The sequence below is a fragment of the Vibrio sp. JPW-9-11-11 genome (assembly GCF_013369335.1).
Lineage (GTDB): Bacteria > Pseudomonadota > Gammaproteobacteria > Enterobacterales > Vibrionaceae > Vibrio.
This window is the reverse complement of sequence record NZ_SZQJ01000004.1, coordinates 652,793-669,865: the sequence shown is the minus strand read 5'-3', so window position 1 is coordinate 669,865 and position 17,073 is coordinate 652,793. Positions and strand designations below refer to the sequence as shown.

The window sequence follows — 17,073 nt, the reverse complement described above, 5'->3', positions numbered from 1 at the left end:
CTCTTACTTCGCAGCCAGTTTTTCGACACGGATTGTCACGGCGCGTTTGTGTGCGTCCAAGCCTTCCGCTTCAGCCATAGTGACCACCGTTGGCGCTAGATTCTTTAGCCCATCAGCAGACAATTCTTGAACCGTCATACGTTTAGAAAAGTCGGCCAAACCTAAACTTGAATACGTACGTGTGTAGCCGTATGTTGGCAGAACGTGATTAGTGCCAGATGCGTAATCACCAGCGGATTCAGGCGACCAATCACCCAAGAAAATCGAGCCTGCGTTATCTAGTAGAGGCAAAAGCTCGCGAGGATTTTTAGTTTGAACAATCAAGTGCTCAGGGCCGTAGTAATTCGAGATTGCGATGGATTGGGTGATCGACTCTGCGATAATAATCAAACTCGACGCCAGCGCTTGCTGAGCAATCTCAGCACGTGAAAGCTGTTTGAGTTGTCGCTGAACGGCGTCCGTCACTTGATCCGCAATAATGGGCGAAGGTGTCACTAATACCACTTGAGAGTCTGGGCCGTGCTCGGCTTGGCTCAATAAATCGGCTGCAATAAAATCCGCATCGGCCGTTTCGTCTGCCAGGACCAAGACTTCTGAAGGACCAGCAGGCATATCAATTGCTGCGCCGCGAAAATCGTTGCTAACCTGACGTTTCGCTTCTGTCACATAAGCATTGCCCGGGCCAAAAATCTTATCGACTTTCGATACCGTTTCAGTGCCATATGCCATTGCAGCCACGGCCTGACCACCACCAACATTGTACACTTCATCAATGCCACACAGCTTAGCGACATATAGAATTTCATCAGCAATCGGTGGAGGTGAACAAAGAACCACTTTGCGACAGCCAGCAATTTTTGCAGGTACGCCTAGCATCAATACTGTTGAGGGTAACGGTGCACTGCCCCCAGGGATATACAAGCCAACCTTTTGTATCGCACGTGTCACCTGTTCACATACAACACCTGGCTGGGTTTCTACCTTAATGGGTTGAGGTTTTTGCGCTTTGTGGAACTTAGAAATATTTTGGTAGGCTTGTTCTAGAGCCTGTTTCATCTCATCAGAGAGTCTCAAACAAGCTTGCTCAATGTCGCTTTCTGAGACTCGAATCGACTTTGGTTTCACGCCATCAAACCTTTCGGTCAGCTCGACCAACGCCGCATCACCATCTTGACGTACCTTGGCGATGACCTCAGAAACGGCGGCGGTAATATTGGCGCCTTCACTGATTGCAGGACGCTCCAAAATTGAATCTTGCTGTGATTCACTCAATGACTGCCAAACAACGGTTCTCATGGCATTACTCCATCATTTTGTCGATTGGTAAGACGAGAATTGAACTCGCACCTAACTCTTTTAACTGTTCCATGGTTTCCCAGAACAGGTTTTCAGTACTGACTAAATGAACTGCCACTTTTTGTTTGTCAGCAGACAGCGGTAATACCGTTGGGTCCTCAGCGCCAGGAAGCAGTGCTTTAATTTGGTCAAGCTTTTCAGCTGGCGCGTGCAACATGATGTACTTAGACTCTTTCGCTTGCTGTACGCCTTGCATACGAGTTAGGAGCTTTTCGATAAGTGCCACTTTGTCAGCGTCAAACTCACCAGTACGTTGAATAAGAGTCGCTTTAGATTTGAAGATAATTTCTGCTTCTTTTAAGCCGTTTGCCTCCAGAGTTGCACCAGTAGAGACCAAGTCAGCGATGGCATCAGCAAGCCCTGCGCGAGGAGCGACTTCTACCGAGCCAGTGAGCATACAAGTTGAAAAAGGAACGCCCGCGTCATCCATGTAAGCTTTCAGCAGCTGTGGGTACGTCGTTGCGATACGTTTACCAGCAAGGTCTTGAGGCCCCTTGTACTCTTCGTCTTTATCGATGGCAATAGACAAACGGCAGCCACCAAAATCAAGTCGGCGAAGTTGAACAAACTCACATGGTTCACCCAGAGCTTTGCGATCGAGACGAACTTCTTCTAATTCATTTTCACCAATGAAACCTAGATCAACCACACCATCCATGATTAAACCAGGAATATCATCATCACGAACCAGCAGCAGGTCAATCGGCATGTTTTCAGAGTGAACAACCAGTCTCTCACCCATCACGTTGAACTTCACGCCACATTTCTTCAATAATGCTTGGCTCTCTTTACTTAGGCGACCTTTCTTTTGGATTGCGATTCTTAGGCGTTGTGTTTGCATTGCTTTATCCCTGTGCAAAATAGTAATAATTCGAAATTGTGAAACTATAAAACTAAAAAACCCTCGGAAGAGTGTATCTCCCGAGGGTTCTAAATCTTGTAGTTTGCGATTTGGCCTCCGGGAGTTTCCTATCTCCCGGGTATGCGTACATCTCCCGAAAGACTAGACTGGGTGATGATGGTGATGAATGTTCATAACTGATAAACGCATACTCGATAAGCTCTTTTGTTTCGCTTGATTGATATCCACACTAACTAAGGCGAACGCTTTTTTCAACTATTAATTTCAACTTTTTTGCTTTTGTATATAACAAATAAAAAGGGAGCCGAGGCTCCCTTATAAGATGATTTAATATCAATCAGTTACGCATCTTGGCAAGCTGCCATCTTCGACTTAGACAGCACAGATAACAAAACACATACTAGGATAAAGCTCACGCTTGCAGCAGCAAAAGCAATCGCCACTGATGCCGTCATACCTAATGTAACGAAACCGATGCACGACACTGCGGCGACAGATAACGCGTAAGGCAGCTGAGTAGCAACGTGATCGATATGGTTACAACGTGCCCCTGTCGATGACAAGATCGTCGTATCTGAAATCGGTGAGCAGTGGTCACCAAACACAGAACCCGCTAGAACAGCACTCAGCATAGGAAGCATCAATGCAAGGTCAGTTGCACCCGCCATATCACCCGCGATAGGTAACATGATACCGAATGTCCCCCACGACGTTCCCGTAGAGAAGGCCATAAGACCGGCAAGTAAGAACAGAATAACTGGAAGCCAGTGTGGGTTAATATTGCCTTGAGCCAGCGTTGAGAGGAATTTACCAGTGTTCATGTCGCCAATCACTGAGCCAATCGTCCAAGCGAAAACCAGGATCAGAATTGCGCCAAACATCGACTTGGCGCCAATCCATAACGTACGTGAGATTTGACTAAACGCAAGCCCTTGCTTGAACACAGTAAATAGCGCAACGGCTAAGCCCACTAAACCACCGTATATTAGTGACATTCCAACATCAGTATTTTCAAAAGCGCCGAGTAAGTTAAACGCGATACCGTCTGCGGCGAGTGCTTGGCCACCGGTGTAGAGCATAGACGCAACGGTTGCAACAATCAGCAACACAATCGGAAGGACAAGATCCGATACCTTACCGCCTTCACTCTCAACAATATCTAGCTCTTCGTTTAGCTCATGTGCTTCTTGCGAGTCATCGGCTTGCTCTTTCGCAAATCCTTGACCACGTGAAGCCGCGATTTCGTGATCTCGCATCTTGCCAATATCCAGACCGAACCAAGCAACAGCAAACACCATTAGCAGTGCGAAGATGGCATAGAAGTTCATAGGGATCAGACGTACATAAGCACCAAGCGCTGAGTACTCAGTGATACCATGGGAAACCAAAATACCGCCAATAATGGTCATAATGTAAGCACCCCAACTGGACGCTGGCATGATGACACACATAGGCGCTGCGGTAGAGTCGAGAATATAAGCAAGTTTCGCGCGTGAGACGTAAAAACGGTCAGTCACAGGGCGAGAAATCGCACCCACAGCCAAACTGTTAAAGTAATCGTCGACAAAAATAAAGACGCCAAGAAAAGCCGCCAGCAATTTAGAACCACGTTTACTCTTTACGCGTGTTTGTGCCCATTCTGCGAATGCACGCGTTCCCCCAGACAAGGTCAACAGCGCTGTCATCATACCGAGCAGGAGTAAGAAGCCAACGATACTCATGTTCCAAGTATTCAAGCCTCCATCCTCAATGAAGACGCTCGAGACGGTAGAACCGATGTAGCCCGCGGCGTTCGCCAGCGAGTAATCGTTTAAAAGGATAGCGCCAAGGACAACACCGACGCCTAAAGAAACGAGTACGCGGCGAGTAATAATAGCTAAACTCAACGCCACCAACGGTGGCAAAAGAGAAAGTGGAGATGATGCAAAATCAATTAAATTCATGATCTTCAAAAACCAGTAATAAATGGTTAGAGATCTACTGCAGACTAGTTGAAGGAACTCATTTCCGACAATGTAGTTAGAATAAGCGATGGACAAGCGATTGCTTTACCCAGCCCTACAGTAGCGCTCCATAGTTTTACAAATTATAGACTATGGCAGTGTTACCCCTTTCGAGTGTAACCCCAGCAAGCTCCTTTGATATGAAAACTCACTTCGGCGAAATAACCTTTCCTGCTTGTTCATTGGCATCACCCCAACAAGCATTACTTATTTATTCCGCGCCTCTACCGCGAGTGATGGAATTTTAAACTAATGAAAAATCAATTTAACAATAATTTAACCAGCACAACGCATTAGGTTGCCGTCATTGTACTTAACTCAACATGTGATTCAACAGATTATTCTAAATTTTCTTGGCAAAAGGATAACATCAGTAAGATAGGTGAATATGAACACTAACTGAATATTCATCCAGTTCAATAATCTGGATAGACTTCGGCGTAAACGATAGGGGCGTTCATTTCCATACTTTTTATGTGCTAAATTTTTCACAAAAGATAACCATCAATATATGCCAATTTGCTCATAGCCGTCGCGTTATAATAGATTGCTCACAGATATATGAAACGAATGCACTAGATTCCAAATTTTTAGAGTGATTACTTCCTGATTAACAATTCTATTTTGTATACTATTTATATTTTCTGAATAGAAAAATATATTTTATATAAAAATTTATCTATTCGATTGTATTATTTAAATTAGCAGTTTATGATTCTTCTATCGGCAACTTAAATTGAAGAGATGAAGAAATGTCGGAATTAACAAAAACACTATTAAATATTCGCAGTCTACGTGCGTTCGCTCGTGAACTGACAGTAGAGCAACTCGAAGAAGCTCTCGATAAATTAACCACGGTAGTCGCAGAGCGTAAAGAAGCAGAAGAGGCTGAACGAGCAGCAGCAGCCGAGCAAGAAGCGAAATTAGCCGCTATTGCAGAACAGATTTCTAAAGACGGCATCGATGTCAATGCGCTTATTTCTGCGCTTGCTGGCGAATCGAAAACTAAAAGCAAGACCAAGACAAAACGTGCTCCTCGCCCACCGAAATACAAGTATGTAGATGGTTCAGGTAAAGAGAAGACTTGGACAGGTCAAGGCCGCACGCCTTCAGCAATTCAAGAGCAGTTGGATGCGGGCAAATCTCTTGATGATTTCCTAATCTAGTTATTGATTCAAGCATTATTAAAAAAGCGCCATTCGGCGCTTTTTATTTTGTTACAAATAAAATGCCTGACATTAGCAGGCATTTTTTGTGGCACTAAGTATAAATACTGATTAGGATGAAATTTGGTATTTAACGACAGTGTCAATTAACGTTCCCAGTATGCCTCTTCTAAACTGTCTTCACGCTCTGGTAAACCTTTGGATAATCGTGGCGAGTGTTGAACCAACACTTCATAACTAGCACGGTTTGAGTACTTACACACTTGTGAGAAAGAAGAGTAAGTAAGATAAGAGTAGGTATGCTTACTTGAATTAGGCACATTTTCTTTATGGTACTTATTCGCGGCCATGTCGTGTAAGAGTGCCGATAAAGCAGCGTCGCCTGCACCATTGGTATTTTTAATTTTTTCTGGCCCACCCATATAAGGTGAAATATGTGAATACACTTTGATCGGGTTTTCACATAGCGCTTTCGATGCTGGACGACTAAATTCGTAACGGTTAAACTCAGCAATACTGCCTGGTAACAGCGGTAGTGACGTTTCACGTTTCGCTGCATCTTCCGTATAACCCGCCATAAACAAACCGAGTGGGCCTGCCGTACACAGAACCAAATCCACCCATTCAAGCGCTTTGTCTGAAGCAACCAACGGGTCACTCTCTCCCGTCAACGCTTCGGCTTCATCTTCATTCATCGCAACCACGCTAACGTGATCACGCAAGAACTCTTGCCAAAACAGCGGATCCTCTTGGATAACGAACTTAGTCCCTAAGGTCAGGACCACTGGCACATCGTTTTTCTTCGCGTACTCAATCGCTTTCATCGTGGCCTCAGGCATAGGATCGCCCTCTTTGCAACGAACTAGATAAGCCGTAAGGACAAGCGCAGACGCATTATTGAAAATCTTTTCTGGAATGCTGTTTGGATGCAGTTGATTCATCTGCCCTTCACTGATCGCAAAGGTACGCTCACCCTCTTCTGTAATCAGAGCAAAACAGCGGCCAATTGCCCCTTCCACACCTTGTAAATAGTTAAGATCCATTCGACTTGAAGTGTTGCACAGGTATCGGTAACCATAGCTGCCAATTTTAATGTCTTGACTCATCACGCCTAACAAGGTTGAGCGGTCGTCCGCCAATACCGAGTAGTTGTGTAGGGTATTCCCAATCGTGCCACCCGCATACTCGTTGGTGATCAACTCATAGTCTTTAAGCTCGTTGTACAAGGTTTCAGCCGTTTCATCATCAATAACCAGCGAGTGTCCCTTGCTCAGCTTGTATTTCTCAATCAGCTCACTACTGACCTTTGCTTCAATATCCACCAATGTTTGGTCAATACCAATAATATGGGTTCGTGACATTTTCTTGCTCTCTTGTGATTGAGTAACAAGTGGGTCACGAGCATGAACGGGAAAATAGTGCTTGGATTTACGTTGACCAGGAAATTTCATATTGCTGATTCTGAATAAGGGATGAAAGGATGCCGGATTCTACATCGCTACATAAAATGCGGCAATATCAGGAATTATAGCAAACGTTTGCCGTGCTATTTAATTGTTCACCCTCAGTACATTTATATTGACGCGCAATGACGGGGCAAAAGTTAACTCAGTTTATTCTCCTTCCATAAAGCTGAGATCAGGCAGTCTATCTAAGTTTTCACTGTAACGTTTTAGGTCAAACTCACCTTCGTTCTTCATCACATCAAAGATCTCGATCGAGACTGCGCACGCCATCATTGCCACCGCTTCATCTCGCGCCGTACCTGTCATCATTAAGCGCATTAATGTCTCTTTTACCTTAACCGGGTTACTGTCGGCCAACTGGTTCTCAATCACTTCAATTAAGTGCGCTTCTTCAAAAACCTGATTCTCTTCGCTCATAATTATTTCACTGCCTAACTTGAATTTGACTCACTATGCCACATATACCCTCTCTATACTCTAGAAAGCGTGAATTTCTCAGCGTAATTGGTCAAGAACGCACCAATTGGGAAAGTGTGAGACTGCTCTCGGATCTGTCCCCTCGCTGTGCTTTCTGATAGAATTTGCGTCCAGTTAATTTAAGTGGTGTTTAGTAATGTCTGACAACAGTCAAAAGAAAGTCATCGTAGGCATGTCCGGTGGTGTGGATTCATCCGTTTCGGCTTATTTGCTCAAGCAGCAAGGCTATCAAGTCGAAGGTTTGTTCATGAAAAACTGGGAAGAAGATGACAATGAGGAATATTGTACTGCCGCAGAGGATCTCGCCGACGCGCAGGCAGTATGTGACAAGTTAGGCATTCATCTGCACACCATTAATTTTGCCGCTGAGTACTGGGATAATGTATTCGAATACTTCCTTGCCGAGTACAAAGCAGGCCGGACACCTAACCCTGACATCCTATGTAACAAGGAGATCAAGTTTAAAGCTTTCCTTGATTTCGCAGACGATGTTCTCGATGCCGATTACATCGCGATGGGTCACTATGTTCGTCGCTCTTTCCCGCAAGAGGGTGAAAAACCACAAATGTTACGCGGTATCGACGGCAACAAAGACCAGAGCTACTTCCTGTATACATTAAGTAGCGAGCAGATTGCGCGCAGCCTGTTCCCTGTTGGTGAACTCGAAAAGCCTGAAGTTCGTCGTATTGCCGAAGAACAAGGACTCATTACCGCGAAAAAGAAAGATTCAACCGGTATCTGCTTCATTGGCGAGCGTAAATTCACCGATTTCTTATCACGCTACCTTCCCGCTCAGCCAGGTAAGATTGAAACGCCGGAAGGCAAGGTAATCGGCGAACACCAAGGTTTGATGTACCATACATTAGGTCAACGTAAAGGCCTTCATATCGGTGGTCAAAAAGGAGGCGGTGGCAACGAAGAGCCATGGTATGTTGCAGACAAAGACCTGAAGCGAAACGTACTCATCGCTGTTCAAGGTGCGGACCATCCTCTGCTTAAATCTCAAGGTCTGATCGCGTCACAACTGCACTGGGTTGATCGTCAAGCGATTAAACAACCGTTACAATGCAGTGTAAAAACTCGCTACCGTCAAACAGATATCCCATGTACTATCATCCCAATTGATGATGAAAGCATTAAAGTTATCTTTGACGAGCCGCAAGTTGCGGTCACACCGGGCCAATCGGCCGTTTTCTATCAAGGCGAAGTTTGTCTTGGCGGTGGCATCATCGAAGAGCGCATTTAATACCAATTGGGATAATTTCCTAGTTGGTATCAGTAACTATCAGGAGTAAAACTAGGTGGCTAACACTCTTTATGACCGTACAATCGCTTTTGCTGGAATCTGCCAAGCTGTTGCTTTGGTTCAACAAGTGGCAAAAAACGGTCACTGTGATTCGGACGCATTTGAAACTTCATTAAAAGCTATCTTGAACACGAGCCCGACCAATACGGTAGGTGTTTACGGCCGAGAGTCGGATTTAAAGCTTGGCTTAGAATGTTTAGTGAAAGGCATCGATAGCACGCCTAACGGAAGTGAGATTACTCGCTATATCATTAGTCTGATGGCTCTCGAACGTAAACTCCAAAGTAGAAACGATGCTATGTCACAATTAGGTGACCGAATTCAAATGCTCGAACGTCAGTTAGACCATTTTGACCTACTGGACGACCAGATGATCAGTAATTTAGCCAGTGTCTATCTGGATGTTATCAGCCCAGTTGGACCGAGAATTCAAGTCACTGGCACGCCATCTGTCTTACAACAGACTTCTAACCAACACAAAGTTCGCGCATTGTTATTATCTGGTATCCGAAGCGCGGTGCTTTGGCGTCAAGTCGGCGGCAAGCGTCGTCATCTTATATTTGGCCGTAAGAAGATGGTTGAGCAAGCACAGATCCTGCTTGCACGTATGTAACCTATCCAAGTATCAGCTCGCTCTCTTTGCGAGCTGATTTTTTTGCTCAATACCAAACCAGCGCAAACGTTTGCGCATTATTCGTGACAATTGCGACGGTTATTGGTATAAAGCTCTCGAAATTTAGAAACCCAATTCAGGAGAACACCATGGAACTGTCAGCATTGACTGCTGTTTCACCAGTAGACGGCCGTTACGGAAGCAAGACGATTGCGTTACGCGAAATTTTCAGTGAGTACGGTCTACTTAAGTACCGTACTATCGTGGAAATCCGCTGGCTTCAAAAGCTTGCTGCTACTGCTGAAATTGCAGAAGTGCCAGCATTCAGCACTGAAGCAAACCAATTCCTAGACGACCTTGCTGCAAGCTTCTCTGAGGAAGATGCGCAACGTATTAAAGAGATCGAGCGCACAACCAATCACGATGTTAAAGCGGTTGAGTACTTCCTAAAGGAAAAAGTAGCAGACGTTCCTGAGTTGCATGCTGTTAACGAGTTCTTCCATTTTGCATGTACTTCTGAAGACATCAACAATACGTCTCACGCGTTAATGCTGAAAGACGCACGTGACAACGTGATTTTACCAGAAATCCGTAACCTCATTGACGCGATTAAAGCGCTAGCCGTGGAATACCGCGACATTCCTTTGCTTTCTCGTACACACGGTCAGCCAGCTTCTCCATCGACCATGGGTAAAGAAATGGCAAACGTCGCGTACCGTATGGAGCGTCAGTTCAAGCAAATCGAAAATGTTGAAATCCTAGCGAAAATCAACGGTGCAGTAGGCAACTACAACGCACACCTTTCTGCTTATCCAGAGCTAGATTGGCACAAGTTCTCTGAAGAGTTCATTACGCAGTCTCTAGGCGTAACTTGGAACCCTTACACAACGCAAATCGAACCACACGATTACATTGCTGAACTGTTCGATGCTATCGCTCGTTTCAACACTATCCTGATTGACTTCGACCGTGACGTTTGGGGTTACATTGCACTAGGCCACTTCAAGCAAAAAACCATTGCTGGTGAGATCGGTTCTTCAACCATGCCTCACAAAGTTAACCCAATCGACTTTGAAAACTCAGAAGGTAACCTAGGTCTTGCGAACGCGGTATTCGGTCACCTCGCACAGAAACTGCCGATCTCTCGTTGGCAGCGTGACCTAACTGACTCAACCGTTCTACGTAACCTTGGTGTTGGTGTTGGCTACGCGATTATCGCCTACACTTCTACGCTTAAAGGCATCAGCAAGCTAGAAGTTAACCGTGAAGCGCTTCTTGCTGAACTAGATAAGAATTGGGAAGTTCTCGCAGAGCCAGTACAAACGGTAATGCGTCGTTACGGCATCGAAAAGCCATACGAGAAATTAAAAGAGCTAACTCGTGGTAAACGTGTAGACGGCGAAGCCATGCGTAACTTCATCGACGGTCTTGAGCTTCCTGAGCACGAGAAAGCACGCCTGAAAGAGATGACGCCAGCTAACTACATTGGTCAAGCAATCGAGCTGACAGATAAGCTATAGTTGTCATTGATAGAGAAAGAGAGGGTTAACGTGAGTTAACCCTCTCTTTTTTATTGTGGCAAAACATTCGCTCTAGCCCTGCTAGTTGGTTTACTGCTTTTGGAAAAACAGGGTGATCTGCCCAACTTCTATTCCAAATTTCTTAATCTTGGTCAGGTTGAAGACGTGCCTATCGTCTTGACGATAGAGCCAATCATCAAATGAAACCACAATAGATGAGTCTTCCATTTGTAGCTCAAAATCGTATTGCCATTGCAGTGCATTTCCAACCTCGCGTCCTGTCGCAACACCAATGATATCGTCAGCTTTGCCTAGGTACTCTCCTGCGCCTAAACGTTCTATCGTCCATATGCGTCGAGTTTGCTCACCGTCGTCAAACACAAAGTCTTCGACCAGGGTTAAGGTGTTCCCTTCCACACTCCCCACGATTTTGACCTCGAAACGGCGGGTCTGTAGGTCGGTATAATCTTGCACCATCCCCCATGCTGTCGACTCGCCTTGGAAATATTCGAACAGGTTAAAGCGAGGCTCAGCAGCTTGATAATCATCGATATCACTTGAGCAGGCAGACAAGCCAAATAGCAAACTTATGAAAACAAAGCATTTTGTGATCCAACGGTTCATTAACGACTTCCTATTAATTGAGCGCGCAATTTCGGGTACTCGGTATTTGGCGCAAGCCAAATCGATACGAACGCATCGTTAAACAACTCATCGTCAATCTGCCCAATCACTTGAGGACGAGAACCAGATTGAGCATCTCCGAGTGCTTTAGCGTAGTAAAATCGCCCGGTTTTTCCATCGGTGACATAAGTCAGATTGGTGCCTTGCTCGATGTCGGGAAAAACAGACGCAAGCTGATTAACCCAGGGAACAATTTGCTGTGGGTCATAGCCCAGTTTCTGCCATTGTTCGACGGTTGCATCAAGCAGTTGCTGTTGACTTATGTCTCTCTGATAGGTGATCGACAGTGCGAGTGGATGTGGCGTCACGTCGTCCAATTGCTGGTATTGTCCAGTCGGTGTCAGTAGTTGTGAGTAGTAAATATCAAAAAACAACATCGAAAGCTGCGCCTCACCAACTTGGGGCCACTGCCGCCAATCAGCTCGGTTGTCATCAACGTTTGCCGCTAGTGCACTATTAATTGATGCCAGAAACACCGCCATCACGAAAACGACTTTCATAACCCAACACCTTGACTATCAAATAAATCACAGCAACCCACTGTACAAATAGAGTCGCCAGCATAGGCAGTGTTGAAAGCCCAAATGAAACCGCGCCCAACTTAGCTCCGGCTAGATAGCTCAATGCGCCTGCTACACCGCCAACCATTGATACGCTCCACAATGGAAATCGGCTCACTATGGGGTATAAATAAAACGCATACCAGGCAAAAATCCCCCACAGCGCGATTAGCCACAAAGGTATAAATGAACTTGAAAAGCTGAACAGACCGAGCGACATATTGAGATAATCAACCACTACGCCAATAACCAATATTAGGCCGCTACGATAAAGGTTAAAGCGCGCAGCCACATAACTCGCTACCCATGTCGTTGTGACTAAAAGCAGTGCCAACCACTGCCAGCTTTCGCGCCCAAGAACGGCAACAAACCACAAGATCTGAAACCAGGTCGAAACAAAAATGAGCTGCTTAACTGACACGGAATCGGCCCTACGGTCTTTCAAATGTCATATGAACGGTACTGATCGAGCGCGCTTTAAAGCCACCCTCACAATAACAGAAATAGTAGTTCCACATTCTAACGAAGCGCTGGTCGAAGCCCAGTTGCTCAACTCGCTGATGCTGCTGATTAAAGCGTAGATACCACTCTCTGAGCGTTCGCGCATAGTCTTGGCCAATATCGAACAGGTCTCGCAATACCAAATCGCTGTGTTTGGTCGTCGCTTGGGTCAGCGCAGTGATGGACGGTAAAAAGCCGCCTGGGAAAATGTACTTCTGGATGAAATCGACATTGTTACTGTAATAGTCGTAACGCTGATCAGCAATGGTGATCGCCTGAATGGCCATCAGTCCACCACGCTTTAACAGAGACTGGCACTTTTGGATGTAAGACGTGAGGTATTGTTTTCCGACCGCCTCAATCATCTCTATCGATACCAACTTATCAAACTGCCCTTCTAACAGGCGATAGTCTTGCTTGAGCAGAGTAATTTTCTGCTCCAACCCCTTTCGCTCAATTTCTGCCTTAGCATATTGATACTGCTGCTCTGAGATTGTCGTGGTGGTCACTCGGCATCCGTACTGCTCTGCCATGTATATCGCCATTGCCCCCCATCCAGTCCCGATCTCAATCACGTGGTCTTGCTCAGTGAGCTTAAGCTGCTGGCAAAGACGCTCCATCTTATTTACTTGCGCCTGCTCTAATGTGTCTTGCTCTGACGAAAACAGTGCCGATGAATAGAGCATCTTCTTATCGAGGAAGGTCTGGTAAAGATCATTACTTAAGTCGTAATGCGCTTCAATATTTTTTGCTGAGTTGCTAAGTGTATTTCGGTTAAGCCAATGCGATATTTGATAGGTTAGCTTGGACAAAAAAGTTGAGCGGCTCTCGATAGAGTCAAGCGCGTTCAGGTTGAGCGCCATCAGCTCCATCACCTTGGTCAAGTCTGGGCTGTCCCACCAGCCATCCATATAAGCCTCACCAGCAGCAATACTTCCCCCTTTTAATAGGCGAGCATAGAAAGCAGGATTGTTGACCTCAATGATGGCATGGGGCTGACCTTCTTGCGGCTTACCGAAATGTTCTTGCCTGCCCGCATCTTGTGAAAAGTTTTCAATCACGGTCAACGAGCCGATTTGTAGCTTGTAAAGGCATGTAAATGCAATATTTCTTGCCGACTTTTGCAATGAAGTCAGTTGGGTGGGAAATGGTAGGGTTTGCGAATTAATCATCTCCTAAGCTCCTTGTTATTGTTCTGCTTCGTGCTTGGTTTTGCCTTTACCTGCACCTTGTTGATATTTTGGATGAGAGTAAAAAGGTGCTTTCTTGAGCCAAAGCTTCAATGCATGCCAGTAAATACCCGTGACTACTTTTACTGCCATGATGGGGGTTGCGATCAAATGCTTGAGTAATACTTTAGAGTTAAACGGTTGTTTGGTCATTTTAAGCGTAGCATCAAACTCTTTTTTCTCACGGTGGCATTCGAGATGGATAGATAGCTTGTCTTTCAGTGGCTTTAACTTCCAAACATACTCTTGCTCAATCGGATTAAAAGGCGAAACATGGAAGGCTTTTTGATGACGCCAAGTTGTTTCATCGTGTGCATCAAGTAGATAGTAATGACGCTCATTCCAAGGTGTGTTGCTCACCTCTGCCAGTAAATAACGCCACTCATCGTGCTGGTCATAAAGATAGTAAAAGTTGACCGGACTGAAATAGAGACCAAAGTAACGTAAATGAAGTACGGCTTCGACGCGGCCCTCTAGCCGCTCTGCACCCAGCTCATGGGCTTTATTCAATATTGCGCTCTTTAAATTACCTTGACCAAGATAGTCTTCTCGCTTAAAGCGCGCCCAGTGCCACCACCGATGACCAAATCCCCACACTTGTTGCTGAAGAGATTCCAGCTCATCGAGATCGATCATGGGCATAAATAGGCCGTAGTCCAACGCATGGACGACTGGAGTGAAACGTCGATGTCGGACACTCCCTACCAACAAACGACTACGCCTAGCTTCCACCATTAGGCCGCTCCTCGTGTCGTCAATTCATTTTCTAGCTTCTCGATACCTCGCACCACATCCAGTGCGCTACGTACGCCATCTTCGTGAAACCCGTTGTACCAATAGGCACCACAGAACCAGGTTCGAGACATTCCGTTGATTTCGCTTCGTCGCTGTTGGGCTGCAATGGATTGTTGGTTGAATACTGGGTGGTGATAAACGAAACGACGCAATATTTTGTCTGCATCAATATGTTGATGGCTATTAAGGGAGACGCAGAACGTTTGTGGCGCATCGATGTGCTGCAAGATGTTCATGTTGTAGGTCAAGGTTGGTGCGCGAAGTTGCTGATCCTCACTTCCTTCAATCCAATAGTTCCAAGAAGCCCAAGCCGCTTTACGTTTTGGCAGCAAGCTTTCATCAGTATGTAAAATCACGTCGTTGGCTTGGTAGGTCAAATCACCCAAAATCTGCTGCTCACTTTGCCCCGCATCAGTGAGCAGCGTTCTCGCTTGGTCACTATGACAAGCAAATATAACCTGATCAAAACGTTCTGTTTGACCATTGACCTGCAAGGTCACACCAGCTTGGTCACGCACTACACTCTCGACAGGGCTATTAAGACGAACTCGCTCCGCAAAGCCTTTGATCAGTGGTTTGATGTACTCACGCGAACCGCCTTGAATGACGTACCACTGCGGTCGGTTAGTGACGTCAAGCAACCCATGATTTAAGAAAAATCGAGCAAAGAAAGACAAAGGAAACGCGCGCATGTCGGCTAAGGTCGAGGACCAGATCGCGGCCCCCATCGGCAGAATATAATTGTCGCTGAAGAAGTCACTAAAGGCATGCTGGGTAAGAAACTCCCCCAACGTCTGCTCGCTTGACTCAACATTGTTAGCCACCTCTTTTACCATGCGGTTGAAGCGCAAAATCTCGAAGATGAAAGAGTAAAACTTCGGGTTTAACCAATTTCGCTTTTGAGCAAATAACGTACTGATAGTATGGCCGTTATACTCCAGTCCGTTATCGTCATTGCGCACACTAAAGCTCATCTGACTGGGTTTACCTTTGACGCCAATGTCGTTCATCAGCGCAATAAAATTAGGGTAAGTTCTGTCGTTGTAAACAATAAAGCCCGTATCCACGGCGTAAGTTTTTCCATCCAGTTCAACGTCGACAGTTGCGGTGTGTCCACCAATGTAGTCGTTTGCTTCGAACAATGTCACATCGTGTCGCGTATGGAGGTAATACCCACATGTCAAACCTGATATGCCGGTTCCTATGATTGCAATTTTCATGAATATCAGTCCTGTCCTTGAGCGAGTAATTTCGCCGTCAATGCGTTTTGCCAACGATAAGGCAACGCGCCAATCAAGCGTAAAATCGAGGTAAAGCGTTTCGGAAAATAAATATGGGCTTGCCCTTTATCCAGTCCTTGTCGAATCTCATCAGAAGCACGTTCAGTCGAGATCAGCATCGGCATTTCAAAGGTATTTTTGTCAGTTAGAGGCGTTTTGACGAAACCAGGATAGATAATCGATACATCTACCCCTTTCGGTTTAAGGTCGAGCTGTAAGGTGCGCGCTAAATAGCTCACGGCCGCTTTAGAAGCGCCATATGCTTCGGCTCTTGGAAGCGCGACTTCACTGGCAATCGAGCCTACGATAGCCACTCGATGCCCGACCTGGAAATAGCCCTGACAAGCTTCCAGTGCATTGGTCAAACCCAGTACGTTGACCTCAAAAACGCGACGAAAAAGCCCGGCGTCAATCACACCGTCATTTATGTACTCACAGTCCCCAGCGTTAAACACCCAAAGGTGCGGTACCTGTTTTAGAGAGGCTAAAGCTTGCTTGGTTTGCTCCAAATCAGTTAAATCAAAGGCGAGACCAGTTATGGCTGGAAAAGCGTCACTCATTTCGTCCAACACCTGTTGGTTACGCCCACAAGCGAACACCTCTACTCCTTGTTTGGCGTAATCAACAGCCAACTGCTTGCCAATGCCCGATGTCGCTCCAGTGATCAGAACACGCTTCATTGCCCCAACCTCTGTTTAATGGTTTTGATGATGGATCCTAACACCGGCAAATTTTCGTAAAGCATCTCACCGAGATCGAAATAGTCACGATGGTAAATCACTTTGCCCTCATGAAACTTGATATGGCTAACCCCATTCACCTGAACGACAGCCCCTTTGGAAAGCTTGGGATGTTCGAGTGCCATCTGCCAAGTGATAAAACCACTATCCCCCGCCTGTTGATGTTCGATAATATTGAAGTCACAACGCTTAACGTTAGCGTACAGAGTCTCAAAATAGCGCTCAAGCTGTTGCCAGCCCTCAAGGCGATGTGCTGCATCCTCAAACACGACTTGCTGATGATAGACGTCTGACAACAGATGTAGATTGGATTTGTTAAGCTGTTGATAGACTTGACTCACTGACTGAACATCCATTTACACCCTCCTAAAATCATGTACAACGTTTATTTTTGTACAACTATTAAACCATAGATGATTTTGAAAAGTTGTACAAAAAATAATTTGTATAACTTTTTGTTGTCTCTTGTACGTCGGTGGTTCACAAACAGATCAAAAAAGGCTTGGTTATAAACC

17 protein-coding genes, 1 riboswitch and 1 other annotated feature are annotated in these 17,073 nt (G+C 45.6%); of the genes, 4 read left to right on the top strand and 13 right to left on the bottom strand.

Annotated elements, in window-relative coordinates:
• Positions 1 to 3: 3 nt before the first annotated feature.
• From hisD to FCU94_RS05570, 3 genes are all read right to left on the bottom strand, one after another.
• Complete coding sequence (gene hisD / locus FCU94_RS05580; RefSeq protein WP_176287535.1) at positions 4 to 1,296, bottom strand: histidinol dehydrogenase; 1,293 nt, start codon at positions 1,294 to 1,296, stop codon at positions 4 to 6.
• A 4-nt stretch (positions 1,297 to 1,300) separates the two neighbouring features.
• Positions 1,301 to 2,197 (bottom strand): ATP phosphoribosyltransferase, encoded by an 897-nt coding sequence (gene hisG, locus FCU94_RS05575; RefSeq protein ID WP_176287534.1) that lies wholly within the window; start codon positions 2,195 to 2,197, stop codon positions 1,301 to 1,303.
• Positions 2,198 to 2,248: 51 nt separating this feature from the next.
• Positions 2,249 to 2,384 (bottom strand) — a sequence feature (His leader region).
• 175 nt (positions 2,385 to 2,559) lie between these two features.
• Positions 2,560 to 4,161, bottom strand: coding sequence for a Na+/H+ antiporter NhaC family protein (locus tag FCU94_RS05570; protein ID WP_176287533.1), 1,602 nt, complete (start codon positions 4,159 to 4,161; stop codon positions 2,560 to 2,562).
• 113 nt (positions 4,162 to 4,274) lie between these two features.
• Positions 4,275 to 4,456: riboswitch (Lysine riboswitch) on the bottom strand.
• Positions 4,457 to 4,973: 517 nt separating this feature from the next.
• Between FCU94_RS05570 and FCU94_RS05565 the strand changes: the two genes are divergently transcribed.
• Positions 4,974 to 5,387 (top strand): H-NS histone family protein, encoded by a 414-nt coding sequence (locus FCU94_RS05565; protein ID WP_176287532.1) that lies wholly within the window; start codon positions 4,974 to 4,976, stop codon positions 5,385 to 5,387.
• Positions 5,388 to 5,533: 146 nt separating this feature from the next.
• Here FCU94_RS05565 and FCU94_RS05560 read toward each other — a convergent pair whose 3' ends face one another.
• Positions 5,534 to 6,838: an inosine/guanosine kinase gene (locus FCU94_RS05560; protein WP_176287531.1), complete on the bottom strand. Its 1,305-nt coding sequence runs from the start codon at positions 6,836 to 6,838 to the stop codon at positions 5,534 to 5,536.
• Positions 6,839 to 7,000: 162 nt separating this feature from the next.
• Entirely contained in the window at positions 7,001 to 7,270 is a 270-nt protein-coding gene (locus FCU94_RS05555) for a hypothetical protein (protein ID WP_176287530.1), read from the bottom strand.
• A gap of 196 nt (positions 7,271 to 7,466) precedes the next feature.
• Between FCU94_RS05555 and mnmA the strand changes: the two genes are divergently transcribed.
• From mnmA to purB, 3 genes are all read left to right on the top strand, one after another.
• A complete protein-coding gene (gene mnmA / locus FCU94_RS05550) occupies positions 7,467 to 8,576 on the top strand; it encodes a tRNA 2-thiouridine(34) synthase MnmA (protein WP_176287529.1) in 1,110 nt (369 codons plus the stop codon).
• A gap of 55 nt (positions 8,577 to 8,631) precedes the next feature.
• Positions 8,632 to 9,249, top strand: a complete 618-nt coding sequence (hflD, locus tag FCU94_RS05545) for a high frequency lysogenization protein HflD (protein WP_176287528.1) — start codon at positions 8,632 to 8,634, stop codon at positions 9,247 to 9,249.
• Between the two features lie 149 nt (positions 9,250 to 9,398).
• Positions 9,399 to 10,769, top strand: coding sequence for an adenylosuccinate lyase (gene purB, locus FCU94_RS05540; RefSeq protein WP_176287527.1), 1,371 nt, complete (start codon positions 9,399 to 9,401; stop codon positions 10,767 to 10,769).
• A gap of 90 nt (positions 10,770 to 10,859) precedes the next feature.
• Here purB and FCU94_RS05535 read toward each other — a convergent pair whose 3' ends face one another.
• Genes FCU94_RS05535 through FCU94_RS05500 form a run of 8 tightly spaced genes read right to left on the bottom strand, consistent with a single transcriptional unit; the run spans position 10,860 to position 16,914 of the window.
• A complete protein-coding gene (locus FCU94_RS05535) occupies positions 10,860 to 11,393 on the bottom strand; it encodes a DUF3833 domain-containing protein (protein WP_176287526.1) in 534 nt (177 codons plus the stop codon).
• Complete coding sequence (locus FCU94_RS05530; RefSeq protein WP_176287525.1) at positions 11,393 to 11,953, bottom strand: chalcone isomerase family protein; 561 nt, start codon at positions 11,951 to 11,953, stop codon at positions 11,393 to 11,395. Before FCU94_RS05530 ends, FCU94_RS05535 begins: the two co-directional genes overlap by 1 nt.
• Positions 11,910 to 12,434, bottom strand: coding sequence for a DUF2878 domain-containing protein (locus FCU94_RS05525; RefSeq protein WP_176287524.1), 525 nt, complete (start codon positions 12,432 to 12,434; stop codon positions 11,910 to 11,912). Before FCU94_RS05525 ends, FCU94_RS05530 begins: the two co-directional genes overlap by 44 nt.
• A gap of 10 nt (positions 12,435 to 12,444) precedes the next feature.
• Positions 12,445 to 13,686, bottom strand: a complete 1,242-nt coding sequence (locus tag FCU94_RS05520) for an SAM-dependent methyltransferase (RefSeq protein ID WP_176287523.1) — start codon at positions 13,684 to 13,686, stop codon at positions 12,445 to 12,447.
• 15 nt (positions 13,687 to 13,701) lie between these two features.
• A complete protein-coding gene (locus FCU94_RS05515; RefSeq protein ID WP_176287522.1) occupies positions 13,702 to 14,478 on the bottom strand; it encodes a DUF1365 domain-containing protein in 777 nt (258 codons plus the stop codon).
• Positions 14,478 to 15,758 carry an NAD(P)/FAD-dependent oxidoreductase gene (locus tag FCU94_RS05510; RefSeq protein WP_176287521.1) on the bottom strand — a complete coding sequence of 427 codons (1,281 nt, stop codon included), beginning with the start codon at positions 15,756 to 15,758 and terminating at the stop codon, positions 14,478 to 14,480. The genes FCU94_RS05515 and FCU94_RS05510 overlap by 1 nt, the downstream gene beginning before the upstream one ends.
• Positions 15,759 to 15,763: 5 nt before the next feature.
• Positions 15,764 to 16,498: an SDR family oxidoreductase gene (locus FCU94_RS05505; protein ID WP_176287520.1), complete on the bottom strand. Its 735-nt coding sequence runs from the start codon at positions 16,496 to 16,498 to the stop codon at positions 15,764 to 15,766.
• On the bottom strand, positions 16,495 to 16,914 hold the full coding sequence (locus FCU94_RS05500; RefSeq protein ID WP_176287519.1) for a nuclear transport factor 2 family protein: 420 nt from the start codon (positions 16,912 to 16,914) through the stop codon (positions 16,495 to 16,497). The genes FCU94_RS05505 and FCU94_RS05500 overlap by 4 nt, the downstream gene beginning before the upstream one ends.
• Positions 16,915 to 17,073: the final 159 nt, after the last annotated feature.

What these genes read in the sequence shown, in the direction of transcription:
- hisD (WP_176287535.1), bottom strand. Translation starts at nt 1,296, where the DNA reads ATGAGAACCGTTGTTTGGCAGTCATTGAGTGAATCACAGCAAGATTCA.
- hisG (WP_176287534.1), bottom strand. Translation starts at nt 2,197, where the DNA reads ATGCAAACACAACGCCTAAGAATCGCAATCCAAAAGAAAGGTCGCCTA.
- FCU94_RS05570 (WP_176287533.1), bottom strand. Translation starts at nt 4,161, where the DNA reads ATGAATTTAATTGATTTTGCATCATCTCCACTTTCTCTTTTGCCACCG.
- FCU94_RS05565 (WP_176287532.1), top strand. Translation starts at nt 4,974, where the DNA reads ATGTCGGAATTAACAAAAACACTATTAAATATTCGCAGTCTACGTGCG.
- FCU94_RS05560 (WP_176287531.1), bottom strand. Translation starts at nt 6,838, where the DNA reads ATGAAATTTCCTGGTCAACGTAAATCCAAGCACTATTTTCCCGTTCAT.
- FCU94_RS05555 (WP_176287530.1), bottom strand. Translation starts at nt 7,270, where the DNA reads ATGAGCGAAGAGAATCAGGTTTTTGAAGAAGCGCACTTAATTGAAGTG.
- mnmA (WP_176287529.1), top strand. Translation starts at nt 7,467, where the DNA reads ATGTCTGACAACAGTCAAAAGAAAGTCATCGTAGGCATGTCCGGTGGT.
- purB (WP_176287527.1), top strand. Translation starts at nt 9,399, where the DNA reads ATGGAACTGTCAGCATTGACTGCTGTTTCACCAGTAGACGGCCGTTAC.
- FCU94_RS05535 (WP_176287526.1), bottom strand. Translation starts at nt 11,393, where the DNA reads ATGAACCGTTGGATCACAAAATGCTTTGTTTTCATAAGTTTGCTATTT.
- FCU94_RS05530 (WP_176287525.1), bottom strand. Translation starts at nt 11,953, where the DNA reads ATGAAAGTCGTTTTCGTGATGGCGGTGTTTCTGGCATCAATTAATAGT.
- FCU94_RS05520 (WP_176287523.1), bottom strand. Translation starts at nt 13,686, where the DNA reads ATGATTAATTCGCAAACCCTACCATTTCCCACCCAACTGACTTCATTG.
- FCU94_RS05515 (WP_176287522.1), bottom strand. Translation starts at nt 14,478, where the DNA reads ATGGTGGAAGCTAGGCGTAGTCGTTTGTTGGTAGGGAGTGTCCGACAT.
- FCU94_RS05510 (WP_176287521.1), bottom strand. Translation starts at nt 15,758, where the DNA reads ATGAAAATTGCAATCATAGGAACCGGCATATCAGGTTTGACATGTGGG.
- FCU94_RS05505 (WP_176287520.1), bottom strand. Translation starts at nt 16,498, where the DNA reads ATGAAGCGTGTTCTGATCACTGGAGCGACATCGGGCATTGGCAAGCAG.
- FCU94_RS05500 (WP_176287519.1), bottom strand. Translation starts at nt 16,914, where the DNA reads ATGGATGTTCAGTCAGTGAGTCAAGTCTATCAACAGCTTAACAAATCC.